The following is a 16,268-nucleotide window of genomic DNA, read 5'->3' as shown; positions in this document are numbered from 1 at the left end:
TCAACTCGGCCAAATAGCGCTTGCAGGAAGCATCATCCGGGAAAACTTTCAAAAAGTCTATGATATTTTGTCCTTTAAATTGTGTCATTTCCTTTGATTTTTAAGGAATAAAAATATAGAATTTATATACATAACTCAATTGATATTATTTCTGTTGGGCTTTATCAATCCCAATGCTACAGCTATGTCTCTACGCCCTTTTTCTAACAATATCGGATCTGCTTTGGCCATGAACGGCAGTTTTAGAATGGGTGCAGGAGCGCGAGATCTGCCCTTATGGGGACTTTGTACAACGGAACCGCTATGCCGATGGTGATAGTGATCTTTCTGATGGCACTGATATCGTACCTGCTATTGTTGTTTGCAACCAAAAAGTCGGTAAAAAAACAGTAAAAAACTTCTTGACAAGCAAGGACGTATAAAAAATAAAACCCTGCACAACTATCTGTACAGGGTTTTATAACTAACTAACCAACCAAAATATGAAAAAAACTAACTAATCGTTTCGTCTGTATAGTGTTTTTCAAATAACGTGCCAAAAGAGGATATGACATATTTTTCAGGGGGTTAAATACTTGTTAAATCAAAGCCTCTCTTTGATAAAAATATTCGGGGGATAGTGTAGTAATCTGAATGTGGTACAGGGAAAACCGCTTCTAAGTATGTCGCATAAAAATTGGAGATACCAATCTTTTTACGACTTCCGGTTACAATTTGTCTTTTAAGAACTGCCCGGTATACGATGCTGGTTGTGTAATAATTTCCTCTGGTGTTCCTTCTGCCACCACAGTACCGCCTCTTTCTCCTCCTCCTGGACCGAGATCTATGATGTGGTCGGCACATTTGATGAGTTCGATATTGTGTTCGACTACCACTACTGAATGTCCTTTTGCGATCAGTGCATTAAAGGAGGTAAGCAGTTTTTTGATATCGTGAAAATGGAGACCTGTAGTTGGTTCGTCAAAGATAAACAAGGTCTTTTCGCCAGTATTTCCTTTGGCGAGGAAAGAGGCTAGTTTAATGCGTTGTGCTTCTCCTCCCGACAGAGTAGAGGACGACTGCCCCAGTGTCACATATCCCAGCCCAACATCTTGGAGTGGTTGTAATTTATTGATGATTTTTTTCTGTTTGTGCTTTTCAAAGAATTCGATAGCATCGTCTATGGTGAGCTCAAGTATATCGCTGATATTTTTTCCTTCAAAGTTTACTTCGAGCACTTCCTTTTTAAAGCGCTTGCCTTTACAGCTTTCGCAAGGCAAGACTACATCGGCCATAAATTGCATTTCTATGGTGACTTCTCCTTCTCCTTTGCAGGTTTCGCACCTTCCTCCATCTACGTTAAATGAGAAGTGTTTGGGTTGATACCCCCTCATCTTGGCTAGTTTCTGCCCAGTAAAGAGTGCCCGTATGTCGTCGTAGGCCTTGATATAGGTTACCGGATTAGATCTGGACGATCGACCTATAGGGTTTTGGTTTATAAATTCTACCTCTTTGAGATTGTTATACTTGCCTTCAACACTGGTGTATTTTCCTGGTTTTTCTCCGTAACCACCGGTTTCTTTGAGTACTACGGGATACAGTATTTTCTTGACGAGCGAACTCTTTCCGCTTCCCGATACACCGGTCACTACAGTAAGTGTTCCGAGAGGGAAGGTAACGTCTATATTTTTGAGGTTGTTTTCTCGAGCACCTCTTATGGTGATATAGTTTTTTGAGCTGCGTCGATTTTGAGGAACTTCAATACTTTTTCGTCCGCTCAAATAGTCTGAGGTAAGGCTTTGTTGGTTTAATATGTCGTTAAAACTACCACTGGCTACCACTTCACCGCCTAGGGTACCTGCTTCCGGGCCTATATCAATAATATTATCGGCGGCCTTCATAATGTCTTCGTCGTGTTCTACGACAATTACTGTATTTCCTAGGTCTCGTAGAGATTGCAGTACGGAGATCAGTTTTTCAGTGTCTTTAGGATGCAGGCCTATACTGGGTTCATCTAGAATATACATAGACCCTACTAGGCTACTTCCGAGTGAGGTGGCGAGATTGATGCGTTGCGACTCTCCCCCAGAGAGTGAGTTTGACTTCCGATTGAGTGTCAGGTATTCCAGTCCTACATTAGACAAAAAGCTCAGCCGGTTGTTGATTTCTTTTAGGAGTCGTCCTGCCACTTTTTGTTCGTAGTCGGAGAGGGAAAGTTTTTGGAAGAAATCGGCTAAGCGATGCAGTGGCATATCCACGAGTTCTGAGATGCTTTTTCCTCCTATTTTGACATAGTCAGCTTCCGGTCTTAAGCGTCTTCCACCACATTCGGGACAACGGGTTTTTCCGCGATAACGCGACAGCATCACCCGATTCTGTATTTTGTAGTTCTTTTCTTCTAATTCGGCAAAGAAATTGTGGAGACCGGTAAAATATTTATTGCCATTCCACACCAGTTGTTTCTGGGCATCAGAGAGTTCGAACCAAGGTTTGTGTATGGGGAAGTCAAATTTGTAGGCATTGTTGACCAACTGATCGCGGTACCAGCCCATACTTTCTCCCCGCCATGGAAATATGGCGTTGTCGTATACAGATAGTCCTGAATTAGGAATCACCAAGTCTTCGTCTATACCTATAGTATCTCCATATCCTTCACATTTAGGGCAGGCGCCGAAGGGATTGTTAAAACTAAAAAGGTGAATATTGGGTTCTGTGAATTGTATGCCGTCTCTCTCAAACCTATTGCTAAAAGAGATTTGCTTTCCGGTTTGAACCTCTTCGAGTATGCAGCTACCCTTTCCTTCAAAGAATGCCGTTTCGACTGCATCGGCGAGTCGGTTGATAAAGTCTTCATCTCTAGGCTGCGAGACGATGCGGTCTACCACCAAGTAAAAGTCGGAGCTAATCTCTTCTTCGATCTCATCAATCCGCATTATTTGGTCTCCGTATTTGATACGGGAGTACCCCTGTTGTGCCAATAGCTGTATGCTTTGCTTTGCAGTTCTGTCACCTTGAAGCTCTATGGGGGCCATCAGCAACAATCGGGTGCGAGGCTCGTATTTGGATACAGCATCTACCACATCGGTCACCGTATGTTTTTTGACCTCTTCTCCTGATATAGGAGAATATGTATGTCCGATTCGAGCGTATAGCAGCTTCAGATAATCGTATATTTCGGTAGTGGTCCCTACGGTAGACCGCGGATTGGTTGAATTGACCTTCTGCTCTATAGCTATGGCAGGAGCAATTCCGTGGATATAGTCTACTTTGGGCTTGTCCAGTCTCCCTAGAAACTGCCGTGCATAAGAAGAAAGGCTTTCAACATACCTGCGTTGACCTTCAGCATAAAGAGTGTCGAAGGCCAGGCTGGATTTACCCGAACCGGAAAGTCCGGTGATAACCACCAGTTTGTTGCGGGGTATGGCGACGTTGATATTCTTGAGGTTGTGGAGTTTTGCCCCTTTTATAATGATGTTGTGCTTGGGATCGAGTGCCAATATATCTGTCATAGTCAAATACGGAAAAATACAAAGATAAGGAATCTCAGATTTAGCGCTTCGAAAAATAGAATTAAATAGATTTTTATGTAAAATGTTGTTTTTTAGTTATTTGTGATTTTTTTGGTGATCTTATAATGCGAAAATACTACATAATATTTGCATATAATTAAGGAATGTTATTATATTTGGCCAGCAAACTTTAAAAACAGTAGCGCTTATATCATAAAATTACTTTTTTGTTTTTTTAAATTTTGAGTTTAAAAAAGAGAGACTAAGAACGCTCTTCTTTGGGGTGTCTGAATTGTTTAAAAAAGTGATTATTATGAAGCAACTTCTTCAAGATTCTGTTTTAGTAGAAGACTATATCAACGGTAATGAGAGCGCACTTGAGGTGCTTATCAACCGCCACTCTCAAAGAGTTTACAGTTTTATTTTCTCCAAGGTTTTTGACAAGGATATCGCAGAGGATATTTTTCAAGACACCTTTATCAAGGTTATCCGTACCCTTAAAAGAGGTGCCTATAACGAAGAGGGAAAATTTTTGCCTTGGGTGATGCGTATAGCGCACAACTTGGTTATAGATCACTTTAGAAAAGGCACGCGTATGCCTAAGTTTGAAGGTGGTGAAGACTTTAATATCTTTTCTGTTATCGGAGATGGCTCGCTGAATGTGGAAGGGCAGATTATTAAAGATCAGGTAGAGGAAGATATGCGAAAATTAATCCTAGAACTGCCAAGTGACCAGCAGGAAGTGCTGATGATGAGAATGTATAAAGACATGAGCTTTAAAGAGATATCGGAGGTCACAGGAGTCAGTATTAATACGGCCTTGGGGAGAATGAGATATGCCATTATTAACCTGAGAAAGTTGGTGGAGAAAAATAACATAATTTTAACGACGTATTGATACAATATGTGGGTGTGGTATCGCGTTTGTATAAAACAATCAAACGCAATAATATGGCACACCTTTACACTAGAAAATCTTCAAAATCAGAACAGAGAAACAAGAGACCCAGTAAGGAGACAATCGATTTTCTCCTCAATTATTCCAAGGCTTTAAAAGTTGTCGATTACGAAGAAATTCGCTTCGACACCATTTTGAACTGAAACAGAGATAGATTAGAACAAACTCTGATAAAATAGTCCCTCAACCGTTTTTAAGGATGGGTACACGCTCGTACTATTTCCTTGAAGACGGTTTTTCTTTTGATTTGTAATAGTCGTTGATTACCGATTTCCGGCCTATGGTACGGGTAATGATATCGGTTTCCAGATTCCATCCTCTTGCCGGTGAGTACTGCCTGCCATACCATATCATTTGAAGGTGTAATTTATTCCAACTTTCCTTTGGGAATAGTCTTTTCGCATCTCTTTCGGTCTGTACCACATTTTTACCATTGCTAAACCCCCAGCGATACATAAGCCGATGGATATGAGTGTCCACTGGAAAGGCCGGAATTCCAAAGGCTTGAGAAACTACAACACTGGCCGTTTTGTGCCCTACAGCTGGCAGGGTTTCAAGTGCATCGATGTCGGCCGGAACTTTACCGTCGTATTTGTCGATGAGGATATGTGATAGCTCGTAAATTCCTTTCGACTTCATAGGCGACAGGCCTACAGGACGTATAATATCTTGAATTTCTTCGCGACTCAGTTTTATCATTGCGTAGGGGTTGTCGGCCTTTTCAAAAAGCAGTGGAGTGATCTGATTTACCCTGACGTCAGTACTTTGAGCCGATAGTAGAACAGCGATGAGCAGTGTGTAAGGGTCTTTGTGGTCGAGAGGAATCGGAATCTGAGGATAGATCTCCTCCAGCGTCTTTATGGCGAATTCTACTTTTTGGCTTTTGGTCATTTTTACTTAGTTTTGAACTGCTAAAATACGTTATTTACAGTGTCTCTACTAAACTTTTTTGGATACGGAGATTTTGAGATGAGGAGGCTGGGTGATGCGGAGATAGGGGACGTGGAGATGAGGAGATTTTGAGATGTGGAGCCTTGGAGATGGGAAGATGAGTAGATGAGGGGCTTTTTTGGAAGTATGGGCTGAGATATTTGTTGAAAACTAAATATATTAAACGATGAAAACATTGAAACCGGGCGACCTCGTTCCTGATTTTACGGCCAACGATCAGGATGGAAATGCTGTGTCTCCTTCAGATTATAAGGGAAAGAAATGGATAGTGTTTTTCTATCCCAAAGCCAGTACTCCCGGATGTACGGCAGAAGCTTGTAACCTGAGAGATCACTATGAGGTGTTGCGAGAAAAGGGATATGAATTACTGGGAGTAAGTGCCGATTCGGCCAAAAGGCAGTCGAATTTTAAAAATAAGTACAGCTTTCCCTTTCCACTGCTGGCCGATGAAGACAAAGAAGTAATCAATGCCTTTGGAGTATGGGGGCCTAAGAAATTTATGGGACGCACCTACGACGGTATACACCGCAAGACCTTTGTTATCGACGAAGAGGGGAGGGTGGAGCGCGTAATCGACAAGGTGAAGACCAAAGATCACGCGGCTCAGATACTGGAAGAACAGTAATTTTCCACTATCTTTAGCCGCTGACTTAACGTGCTGTAATGAATTATCTATCTGTTGAAAATATCTCCAAAGCTTTTGGAGAGCGGGTGTTGTTTGCCGATATTTCTTTTGGGATAAACAAAGACCAAAAAATAGCCTTTATCGCAAAAAACGGTACAGGCAAGACTTCCTTGTTGAATATTATAACCGGAAAAGACGAGCCCGATAGCGGACAGGTGGTGTCTAGAAATGGGATCCATATCGGCTTTCTCTCTCAAGAGCCGGATTTGAATACTGATCTTAGCATAGAGGAAACTATTTTTGCTTCCGAAAACAAGGTGTTGGGAATAATAAGGCGCTATGAAGAAGCCTTACAATATCCAGACGATGTCGAGGCTTATCAGAAGGCTTTTGAACAGATGGAGCGCTATCAGGCCTGGGATTTTGAAACCAAGTATAAACAGATTCTTTCCCGACTTAAATTGGACGACCTCTCGCAAAAGGTATCCTCGCTTTCGGGAGGGCAAAAAAAACGCCTTGCCCTGGCTACAGTTTTGCTCAATGAGCCGGATCTTCTCATCCTCGACGAACCTACCAACCATCTCGACCTGGAAATGATAGAGTGGCTGGAAGCCTATTTTGCACGTGAGAATATCACGCTTTTTATGGTGACTCACGATCGGTATTTCCTAGAGAGGGTGTGTAATGAAATCATAGAGCTCGAAGATGGTAAACTGTATTCGTACAAAGGGAATTATTCCTATTATCTCGAGAAAAAAGAAGCGAGAATAACCGCGGAAAAAGCCTCGGTAGAAAAAGCCCGTAACCTGTATACCAAAGAGCTCGACTGGATGCGGAGGCAACCTAAGGCAAGGACGTCCAAATCCAAATCTCGCATAGACGATTTTTACCTTATCAAAGAAAAAGCCCATCAGAGGCGCAAGGAGCACAGTATACAGCTTGAAATCAATATGGAGCGACTCGGAAGTAAGATTGTAGAGCTTCACAATGTGGGGAAATCGTATGGGCAAAAACGCATCCTAGACAAATTTCAATACGTTTTTAAAAAAGGGGAACGCGTCGGGATTATCGGTAAAAACGGTACCGGAAAATCGACCTTTCTCAACCTGCTTACCGGGGCTATAGCTCCAGATGCGGGAAAGATTGTGATTGGCGAGACCGTAAAATTTGGATACTATACCCAGGCAGGAATAGAAATCAAACCCGGACAAAAGGTAATCGACGTAATACGTGACTATGGCGATTATATTCCCCTGGCCAAAGGAAGGCAAATCTCGGCGACACAGTTGTTGGAACGCTTTCTTTTCGATCGCAAAAAGCAATACGATTTTGTAGAAAAATTGAGCGGAGGCGAATTAAAACGCCTTTATCTGTGTACTGTACTGATTCAAAACCCCAATTTTCTTATTCTCGACGAACCTACAAATGACTTGGATATTGTAACTCTGAATGTGCTGGAAGAATTCTTGCTCGATTTTCCAGGTTGCCTTATCGTGGTTTCTCACGATCGGTATTTTATGGATAAGATCGTCGATCACCTCTTTGTTTTTCTGGGAGACGCAGAGGTAGAAGACTTCCCTGGGAACTATTCTGATTATCGAGCTTACGAAGACAGTGCTCCTCCCGTAACCAATACTACAGTTGAAGGAGACGAGCTGAAACAGAAAGCTTCCTGGCGAAAAGATGCCAATAGGGGACTGTCTTATAATGAGCAAAAGGAATACAGTAGGCTAGAGAGGGAAATTCTGAAATTGGAAGCGGAAAAGGCAGAGATTGAGCAACGTTTTGCAGAGGGAACTCTGGAAGGAGAACAGATAGACGAACTCTCTATCAAGCTCGAACAACTTATTGCTGGTATAGAAGAAAAGACCGATAGATGGCTTGAACTGTCGTATAAGGAATAGAAAAATGTGGATGGTAAAATACCTGAAGTTCTGGTTGAGGTCTACCAACCAATACGGTGTACACTCTCCTTTTGTCTACCAGTTTGTAACCCAAGGATTGTATAAAAAAGGAAAGTTTAGGGGAAGAAAAACTCACAGAATACTGTTGCGTATCATAAGTTATTTCGGGATAGAACAGCTGGTACCCACTGAGGAATGCTCGGATTTGCAAATGTTGCTTTACCGCTATTTTCCACATTTGTCGGAGCGCGTAAAAGGCAAAAAGCGATTGGTGTATCACCAACTTGACACCGGAACAGCACTGGGATCCTACTTTTCATGGAAAGATTTTGACGAGGAAGATATTTTGGTAGTCGAAGGAATATATCGCAGCCAAAAAAGTGAAGACAGCTGGAAGGAGATATGCCAACACCCTAGGGTGCGGGTAACGGTAAACCTCTTTTGGCTGGGAGTTGTTTTTTTTAGACGCGGGCAGGCCAAAGAGCATTTTGTAATAAGACCGTGAGTAAATAAAATAGTAGTACCAAAGAATAATTTTCTTAATTTACCCGGTATTTTGTAGTTTAATCAAAAGCAGTAGAATGGATTTCGGAAGTCAAAGTAGCATTGTATACATCCTTGTAATAGCCGTACTTTTTGTATTGGTATTGTGGAACAACCGGCGCAATTCGAGCAGATGGAAAGACCGCAAGCGAAGGAGCTTTCGCGATCAGTACTACAGCCGTAGGAAGGAGGAAGATTCTGAAAAACAACAAAGTGAAAATTGAAGCTCTACCCTAGGCCAAACAATGTGGTTTTGGCAGAAAATTACCATTCGACTCTTTATTTTGACATTTCAGGAGGTATTTTTTATCGAAGAGAAAGATCATCAGCATATTTGTTCTGTTAAAAAGAAGTATCAATGCTGAAATTACAAGAGATGGGAAAGATAGGTAAATATACAAGGCTGATAATTATAAGTCTTATAATCAGTTGTTTAGTTTTTGTTTTTGACTTGATTATGAGCTGGTTTTCAGGGGATGGCACATATTACAACACAAAAATATTTCTAATTTTTGTCTTGTACGGAATATTGCTTTCTATAGTCAACTCGGTTTGGGCCGGGTATATTACTGCTTACTACAAAAGGCGCGATCGGTCGTATAATCTCTTTGTTGGGATATCGGGAAGTGTTGGCTTAACCTTGCTTTTCTTTTATGTGATTCGAAGCCTACACTATTGGATTGAAACAGGTAGTTTAATGAATGTAGTACACGATCTGAAGAATTTCAGAATGGTGTTTTTTGTAGCTCTTTCCGCATTTCTTATCTCCTTGATTATTCATATGATCTATCTGAATCGCCTGGTTCAACAACGACAATTGGAACGACAGATGCTGATAGCCGAAACAGAAGCCGCGCGTTATACCGCATTAAAAAACCAATTTGATCCACATTTTCTGTTCAATAATCTCAATGTGCTTTCCGGACTTATAGAAGAGAGACCCGAGGCGGCTTCGCGTTATCTGAGTTCCTTGTCGAAAATATACCGCTATGTGGTGGAACAGAAGGATAAGGATTTGGTAGATTTAAAGGAAGAGCTCGAGTTTACACAATCTTATATTGCCTTGTTGAAAATGCGATTTGAAGATGGAATTTCTTTTGATATGGACAAAGAAACGCTCAGAGACGAAGGGAAGATCGTTTCTTTGTCGCTGCAGTTGCTGTTGGAAAATGCGGTAAAGCACAACCGGTTGTCCAAATTAAAACCTCTGCATATTCGGATTCTACAAGAAAATGGGTATCTTATCGTCAAAAATAACAAACAACCTAAAAACCATGTCGTAAAAAGTAATGGTTGGGGATTGCAAAGCATCAAAAATCGTTACTCCATATGTACTTCAAGAGAAGTAATTGTAGAGGAAAGGGAGGGTGAATTTACCGTAAAATTACCCTTGGTGTAATCCGATTTGAACCTGTGGAAGTCAAGCTTATGAATGTCGTTATTATCGAAGACGAAAAACCGGCTGCAAGGAGGTTACAGCGCATAGCTGAAAAACTTGGGTTACAGGTAGAATGCCTGTTGTACGGTGTCGAAGAAGCGGTAAACTGGTTTCAGAGCCATCCTGCTCCCGATTTGATACTGTTGGATATACAGTTGTCGGACGGATTGTCGTTTGAGATTTTTGAATCGGTTGCAATCAAATGTCCTGTTGTTTTTACTACAGCATACGACGAATACGCTTTGCGTGCCTTTAAGTTGAACAGCATCGATTACTTGCTCAAGCCTATCGACGAAGAAGAACTGGCTGTCGCTATTGCAAAATACCGTGAACGTATATCTTTCTCTCAACTGAATATCGATTTTGAGGCAATACGAGAAATGTTGGTAAACCCATTAGATCGTTCGTATAAAAATCGCTTTACGGTAAAATTGGGACAACGGCTTAAAATGATTGCTGTGGAGGACATAGAATGTTTTTACAGTGAGCATAAAGGTACTTATCTCTATACCCGGGAACGCAGAAACTATTTGCTGGATACAGCCCTCGACGCACTCGAAACAGAACTTTCACCAGATGCTTTTTTTCGAATTAGCAGGAAATGTATAGTTCATATAAGTGCTATCAGAGATATTATTGCCTATACCAATTCGAGATTGCAAATCCACCTTCATCATTTTGAGGAGTTTCAACTTATTGTAAGCCGTGATCGGGTAAAAACATTTAAAGAATGGCTGGGGTAAAAACTGTCTTTCTCATAGCGCGGAAGGAGAAAATAAAAAGCCGGAAAGCAATGTATTGATCCGGCCTTTTTTTTAGGTTTATACGAGATCGCGAAGTCGCTGTGCTGCACCTTCGGCAGTGATATCTCGTTGTGGCATGGCAAACATTTCGTAGCCAACCATAAATTTCTTTACTGTTGCCGACCTGAGCAGTGGCGGATAGAAACTCATATGCCAGTGCCAATGACTGTAATCTTTACCGTCGGTAGGCGCTTGGTGTATCCCGGCGGAATAAGGGAAGGAGCAGTCGAAGACCTTGTCGTAGGTAGCTGTTATAAAACGCAGGGCATCGGCAAAAGAGTTTCTTTCGGTTTCCGATAGTTTACCGATATGAGTCTGCTGTTTTTTGGGAACTATCATAGTTTCGAAAGGCCATACTGCCCAGAAAGGTACCAAGACCACCATATCGTCGTTTTGGTAGACTATCCTTTCCTTATTGCTGCTTTCCTGATTTACATATTCTTCGAGCAGGCTTTTTCCATGGGTTTTGTAATAGGCTTTTTGGCGCTGGTCTTTTTTTTCTACCTCGTTAGGAATAGAGCTTTGCGCCCATATTTGTCCATGAGGGTGAGGGTTGCTACACCCCATTACCGCTCCTTTATTTTCAAAAATCTGTACGTAATTGATGTCTTCCCTTTTGCCGAGTGATTCGTACTCCTCCTGCCACAGAGCAATTACTTTTTCTATTGATGCGGTGTCCATATCAGCTAGACTTTTGGAGTGATCTGGAGAAAAGCAGATAACCTTACAGGTACCTTGCTCGCTCTCTGCAGTCAACAGTCCGTCGTTAATCACAAAGGGATCGTTGTCGGTTTGCAATGCTGCAAAATCGTTGGTAAAAGAATAGGTGTCTGTATATTTAGGGTTTATTTCACCGTTTGCTCTCGTATTTCCGGGACACAAATAACAGTTTTCGTCGTAGGAAGGTCTGATGTCTGTGGCTGTTTTTTCCTGTTGTCCCTGCCAGGGGCGTTTTGTTCTGTGCGGGGATACCAAAATCCATTCTCCCGTAAGGATATTAAACCTTTTATGCGACTGGTTTTGTAGTACTTCTTTTCGGATCATAGCGTGTTTTTAGTTTTTTACCGATTCTAATATACTTGTACCATTGGTTAGGCTTACATTATATATGCTTGGCTTTTTGTCAAATTTAAGAGTGTATTCTTCTTCTACCGATGCCACAAATGCTTGGGCGGCTCCTTTTTTGATAATATTGATGGTACAGCCACCAAAGCCTCCACCCATCATACGGCTTCCAAAGATACTGCTGTTTTCCCTTGCTTTTTCGACCAGAAAATCCAATTCCGGACAGCTTACTTCATACTGGTGTTCTAAACCGGCGTGAGATTGAAAAAGCAAAGAACCTAAAAGGGGAATATCGTTGTTTTTAATCGCCTTTACAGCCTCCTGTACCCTGTTGTTCTCCTGGACGACATAGAGACATTTTTTGTAAGTGTCACTATCCATTTGCTCTTTTACTTCCGATAGCTGGTCTTCGCTGGCATCTCTCAGTGCCTTTATTTCCGGAAATACCGATTGCAGTATTCCTACTCCAGACTCGCAAGATTTTCGTCGGTTGTTATAGGCAGAGTCGGCCAGGCTGTGTTTTACATTAGAGTTGATAAGCAGTATTTCACAATCGCTAAAATCGATGGTCACCGGAGTGAAATCCAACGATCGGCAGTCGAGTAGGAGTACGTGTTCGCTTTTGCCATGCATGCTGGCAAACTGATCCATAATCCCGCATTGAACACCTACAAAATTGTGTTCTGCCTTTTGAGAGAGTAGCATCATCTCTGTTTTGCTCATCCCTATATCGAAGAGTTCATTGAGTCCGAAAGCGATAGCGTTTTCTAAAGCGGCCGAAGAGGACAAGCCGGAGCCTTTTGGAATGTTACCCCCAAAGACAATATCAAATCCCTGTAGCTGGACTCCTCGTTTGCCTATTTCAGACACTACGCCCAATACATAATTCTGCCAGCTCCCTTTTTCAGAAGGTCGGACATCGCTGAGACTAAATTGAATCTCGCTGTCCATATCTGCTGCCAATACCCTGCATTGATCGGTGCTGTCGTTTTTGGCGATTGCTGAAACAATATAGCGGTCTATAGCGCCAGGAAGCACAAAACCGTCGTTGTAATCAGTGTGTTCTCCTATAATATTGATGCGCCCTGGAGATTGTACCAGTAGGGGAGCACTTCCGTATTTTTCCTTAAAAAGGCTTTTTACTCTTTCTGTTAATACTTGTGTAGTCATAGATGTTTATGCCTGTCTTGAACACTGGTCTCAAAACAGTCCGCTTTAAAATTTGCAATATTTTTTCTATAAAAAGGATGTCTGTAGCCCCGAGCAACCGAGAACAGCATCTGATTTGCTGCAGTGCAAAAAGAGATGATTTTCGGAATTTTTTCAAGATCAAAAAGCCAAAAAACTATCCCGAAATAAAAATTTGTCTAAAATACACTTTTTTTTGATCAATAGGGAAAACTGAATAGAATAAAATTGTAGAGACAATACAGTTAGTGTTGTAGTAAGCGGATTTGTTGCGGTTGTTTTATTCCAATTTATTGTCGTCGAAAGAAGAGGGGAGGAGACGAGGAATAAACTTGACTAAGAGCGGGAGTAATACTCCGCCACCGGGAAGTAAAAAGATGGCCAGAGACGGGACAGATTTACATATATCGAGCAATTGTGTTTTCACTTTCTGTTTCTCTTCCTCACTGAGATCTTTTACAGTCGATTTGGAAAGGAGCACCACCAATTCTTTGCTTTCGAGGAGTTCCGATTGTAGGCGTTTTTTATTTCGGAGTATCAGAGTACTCACCATTTTAGAGGAGTTGTCGTAAAATTGTTTTACTGGGTTGGAAAAGTTGAGAATAGGAATTTCTTCTCTGTGAAGGTTAAAGAAATTTTGTACGAAAGTCAGGGAGTGCTCTGCTTCGGATAACGGGAGGTGAAGCACGCTGTTCACCAGTGTTTCTATAAAATTCCTTTCTCGGTCTTCCACTGCACTATCGCTCCATATAGCCAATGAGGCAAGGTCGACTACATATTTTTTTTCCAAATCAGTAGACAGCCTGAAAGAAGATTGTTCCTGAAGTTCTTCCAGTTGTCGGTAGTGGGTATCAGTGTAGCGGGTGGACGATTCGAAAAGCTTTACGAGTTGCTCGTCGTATTCGTTCTTTTCCGCTTTAGTATCGAGGGCACGGTATATGGTGTTGATGATATAGGTTTCGAACTTACCGGCGTATTCCATACAGTTTTCGTTTCCGTCTAGATACTGCCCATAGGTAAGCGCATCTATATACAACAGCATATTGGTTGGGATGCGGTTGAAGTTTTTGGTTAGTATATTTTCGTCAAACAGCACCCGGTTACCGATAATTTTCTCGAGTTTGGACGAGCCTTTGTTTCCAGTGAGCAATTTGTTGAAAAAAGAACCATCATTGCTTTCCATAGCAGTATAGAAAGCAATGATGGAATCTATGGCTTTGTCGAAATCAAGCTTTTGATTTCGGGTGTAATAAACCGACAAAAGAGACATGTACAAATGAACCTTTGACAGTTCTTCTTCGGTAAGTTTATTGTCTATATCAAGCCTTAGTACCGGCTTTACATTGGTGCCGTATACAAACCCTGATTCGCGAAGTTTTGGGTAAAATTCGCCTTCTTTTACAGGAAAGACAGCAGAGCGCGCTAGCAGAGAGTTAAGCTTGACAATCCAACCGGAGGCCGAGGGATTCATAAGACGTTGAAATTTTGGTTAACAATAGCAATAAAACCCCGGACTTACAATGTGTAAACGATTATTGAATAATGCCTCCACAACTTACTCTACCACCTGCATTTCCTGTGGGTTGAGACACGAAATCATCTGGGGCAGCGTGTACAATAACTCCTTTCCCAATTATATTTTTAGTGTCGTCATCGCAGTCTATACACCATTCGTCGGTAGAGAAAGTGATAGAACCGTTACCGTTTTTATCTGCTTCAAAATTTCCTATATCTCCTTTGTGGTAACCTGCTTCATCTCCCCATTTGCCGTGTTGCTCAAAGGTAGGATTCCAGTGTCCGCCGGTAGATGTTCCGTCGGGAGAAGAGCAATCGGCCTTTTCGTGAAGGTGAATGGCGTGTATACCGGGTTCTAGCCCTTCAAAATTGGCAGTCATGGTAACTGTGCCATTCTCTTCTGAAAAGACAACGGTTCCCTTTGCTGTCGACTCACTCTTCGGATCCATGGTCACCGTAATTTCACGGGCAGTCTCAGCCACAGTTTCAGTTTGTACCGGCTCTGCGGTTTCTGTTGTAGTATCTTCACTTTTCTTTTTTGTGGCATCCTTGCAAGATATGCTGAGGACGGCTACAGATAAGGTAACTAATGCTACTTTTTTCATAATATGGTTTTTAATTGACATTATAAAGTTACATCGACTTGAGAATATCACCAAATTAATTGCGGTTTTTCTATGGTTAGACGGTGATAGTCCTACCTTCATGACTTATGAGCTTGTTTTCGCGATCTAAGTAAAAATCAATACGGCCTACGTTTATTCCGAAACAGCCGACTTGGTTTACTAGTACTTTTTCTCCTTTGCGGTTTTGGAGTACGCTTGGTCTGTCTAGAAAAGTGTGAGTATGACCACCTATAATTAAATCTATATTTTCAGTACTCTCCGCGAGTTTGATGTCGGAAGGGCGATAGCTGTTTGGGTATTGGTATCCTATATGAGACAGACAGATTACAATATCACATTTTTCATCCCTCTTCAACACCCTAGACATATCCTGAGCAATTTCGATAGGATTGAGGTATATTGTTTCCTTGTAGAGATTGTCATTGACCAGTCCTTTGAGTTGTATTCCAAGTCCGAAAACTCCTATTTTTATTCCGTCTTTTACAAAAATTTTATAGGGTTTGGTATGGCCGTCCATTACGGTATTTGAAAAATCGTAATTCGCGATAAGGAAATCGAAATCTGCATGGGGTAACTGGGCGTATAGCCCGTCGATTCCGTTGTCAAAATCGTGGTTTCCAAGGGTAGCCGCATCGTACTTTAACATACTCATCAGCTTAAATTCGAGTTCTCCTCCGTAGTAGTTGAAATAAGGAGTTCCCTGAAAAATATCACCTGCATCCAGCAACAGTGTATTCGGATTTTCCCGACGTACCTCTGCTATGAGGCTAGCCCTTCTCGACACTCCTCCCTGTCCGGGATGGTGAGGGTCGTTGTCGGGTAAGGCATCGATATGACTGTGTACATCGTTGGTGTGTAGTACGGTAATATGTTTAGCTGTATTTTTCGGTGTACAGGAAGACAGGCTTAGCCCTCCAAGCGATAAAAAAGCGGCCGAAGCTGAAGTGTGTTGAATAAAATCCCGTCTTTTCATGTCTTATTTCGTAGTTCTTGGTTCGTAGTTTTTAGTTTTTGGGGGCAATTATGACCTTGCCTGAATAAGCTTGCCTTTTTTCAGGTTAATAATTAATGATTACTGTTGGTCTTTCTTTTGGGGCGCGCCCCAAAAGAAAAGTTTCAAATTCTTCTGGTTTCATATTTTTTAGTGAACCATGTGGTCGTTGT

The 16,268-nt window shown here is 41.7% G+C and carries 15 protein-coding genes; 8 read left to right on the top strand and 7 right to left on the bottom strand.

The genetic code is table 11. From position 1 onward, the window contains the following. Positions 1–707: 707 nt before the first annotated feature. Positions 708–3,488, bottom strand: a complete 2,781-nt coding sequence (uvrA, locus tag ACYZZR_RS12685) for an excinuclease ABC subunit UvrA (protein ID WP_461534383.1) — start codon at positions 3,486–3,488, stop codon at positions 708–710. A gap of 313 nt (positions 3,489–3,801) precedes the next feature. Here uvrA and ACYZZR_RS12680 point away from each other — a divergent pair, with 313 nt between their 5' ends. Together ACYZZR_RS12680 and ACYZZR_RS12675 are read left to right on the top strand one after the other, a co-directional pair. Beyond that, a complete protein-coding gene (locus ACYZZR_RS12680; protein WP_461534382.1) occupies positions 3,802–4,386 on the top strand; it encodes an RNA polymerase sigma factor in 585 nt (194 codons plus the stop codon). A gap of 53 nt (positions 4,387–4,439) precedes the next feature. After that, entirely contained in the window at positions 4,440–4,589 is a 150-nt protein-coding gene (locus tag ACYZZR_RS12675; protein ID WP_461534381.1) for a hypothetical protein, read from the top strand. Between the two features lie 73 nt (positions 4,590–4,662). On the opposite strand, the gene ACYZZR_RS12670 is transcribed toward ACYZZR_RS12675, so the two are convergent. Further along, positions 4,663–5,337 carry an endonuclease III domain-containing protein gene (locus ACYZZR_RS12670; protein WP_461534380.1) on the bottom strand — a complete coding sequence of 225 codons (675 nt, stop codon included), beginning with the start codon at positions 5,335–5,337 and terminating at the stop codon, positions 4,663–4,665. 226 nt (positions 5,338–5,563) lie between these two features. Here ACYZZR_RS12670 and bcp point away from each other — a divergent pair, with 226 nt between their 5' ends. From bcp to ACYZZR_RS12640, 6 genes are all read left to right on the top strand, one after another. Further along, on the top strand, positions 5,564–6,022 hold the full coding sequence (bcp, locus tag ACYZZR_RS12665) for a thioredoxin-dependent thiol peroxidase (protein ID WP_461534379.1): 459 nt from the start codon (positions 5,564–5,566) through the stop codon (positions 6,020–6,022). A gap of 38 nt (positions 6,023–6,060) precedes the next feature. Then, entirely contained in the window at positions 6,061–7,926 is a 1,866-nt protein-coding gene (locus ACYZZR_RS12660) for an ABC-F family ATP-binding cassette domain-containing protein (protein WP_461534378.1), read from the top strand. A gap of 10 nt (positions 7,927–7,936) precedes the next feature. Further along, the gene (locus ACYZZR_RS12655) at positions 7,937–8,431 is read left to right on the top strand and encodes a hypothetical protein (protein WP_461534377.1); all 495 of its coding nucleotides are present in this window, start codon (positions 7,937–7,939) and stop codon (positions 8,429–8,431) included. Between the two features lie 76 nt (positions 8,432–8,507). Further along, complete coding sequence (locus ACYZZR_RS12650; RefSeq protein WP_461534376.1) at positions 8,508–8,693, top strand: hypothetical protein; 186 nt, start codon at positions 8,508–8,510, stop codon at positions 8,691–8,693. A gap of 134 nt (positions 8,694–8,827) precedes the next feature. Next, positions 8,828–9,868 carry a sensor histidine kinase gene (locus tag ACYZZR_RS12645; RefSeq protein WP_461534375.1) on the top strand — a complete coding sequence of 347 codons (1,041 nt, stop codon included), beginning with the start codon at positions 8,828–8,830 and terminating at the stop codon, positions 9,866–9,868. A 29-nt stretch (positions 9,869–9,897) separates the two neighbouring features. Beyond that, positions 9,898–10,650, top strand: a complete 753-nt coding sequence (locus ACYZZR_RS12640) for a LytR/AlgR family response regulator transcription factor (protein WP_461534384.1) — start codon at positions 9,898–9,900, stop codon at positions 10,648–10,650. Positions 10,651–10,728: 78 nt separating this feature from the next. Here ACYZZR_RS12640 and ACYZZR_RS12635 read toward each other — a convergent pair whose 3' ends face one another. The 5 genes from ACYZZR_RS12635 to ACYZZR_RS12615 all read right to left on the bottom strand — a co-directional run bounded on the left by ACYZZR_RS12635 (position 10,729) and on the right by ACYZZR_RS12615 (position 16,077). Beyond that, positions 10,729–11,754 (bottom strand): UDP-glucose--hexose-1-phosphate uridylyltransferase, encoded by a 1,026-nt coding sequence (locus tag ACYZZR_RS12635; protein WP_461534374.1) that lies wholly within the window; start codon positions 11,752–11,754, stop codon positions 10,729–10,731. A 9-nt stretch (positions 11,755–11,763) separates the two neighbouring features. Beyond that, the gene (gene galK / locus ACYZZR_RS12630) at positions 11,764–12,945 is read right to left on the bottom strand and encodes a galactokinase (protein WP_461534373.1); all 1,182 of its coding nucleotides are present in this window, start codon (positions 12,943–12,945) and stop codon (positions 11,764–11,766) included. Between the two features lie 298 nt (positions 12,946–13,243). After that, positions 13,244–14,434, bottom strand: a complete 1,191-nt coding sequence (locus ACYZZR_RS12625) for an LETM1-related biofilm-associated protein (RefSeq protein ID WP_461534372.1) — start codon at positions 14,432–14,434, stop codon at positions 13,244–13,246. A 61-nt stretch (positions 14,435–14,495) separates the two neighbouring features. Beyond that, positions 14,496–15,083: a superoxide dismutase family protein gene (locus ACYZZR_RS12620; RefSeq protein ID WP_461534371.1), complete on the bottom strand. Its 588-nt coding sequence runs from the start codon at positions 15,081–15,083 to the stop codon at positions 14,496–14,498. A gap of 76 nt (positions 15,084–15,159) precedes the next feature. Next, positions 15,160–16,077: a bifunctional metallophosphatase/5'-nucleotidase gene (locus ACYZZR_RS12615; protein WP_461534370.1), complete on the bottom strand. Its 918-nt coding sequence runs from the start codon at positions 16,075–16,077 to the stop codon at positions 15,160–15,162. Positions 16,078–16,268: the final 191 nt, after the last annotated feature.

The organism is Sinomicrobium sp. (assembly GCA_029266035.1).
Taxonomy (GTDB): Bacteria; Bacteroidota; Bacteroidia; order Flavobacteriales; family Flavobacteriaceae; genus Sinomicrobium.
Note: the sequence above shows the minus strand (reverse complement) of the source record. Positions and strands in the feature narration are given on the sequence as shown.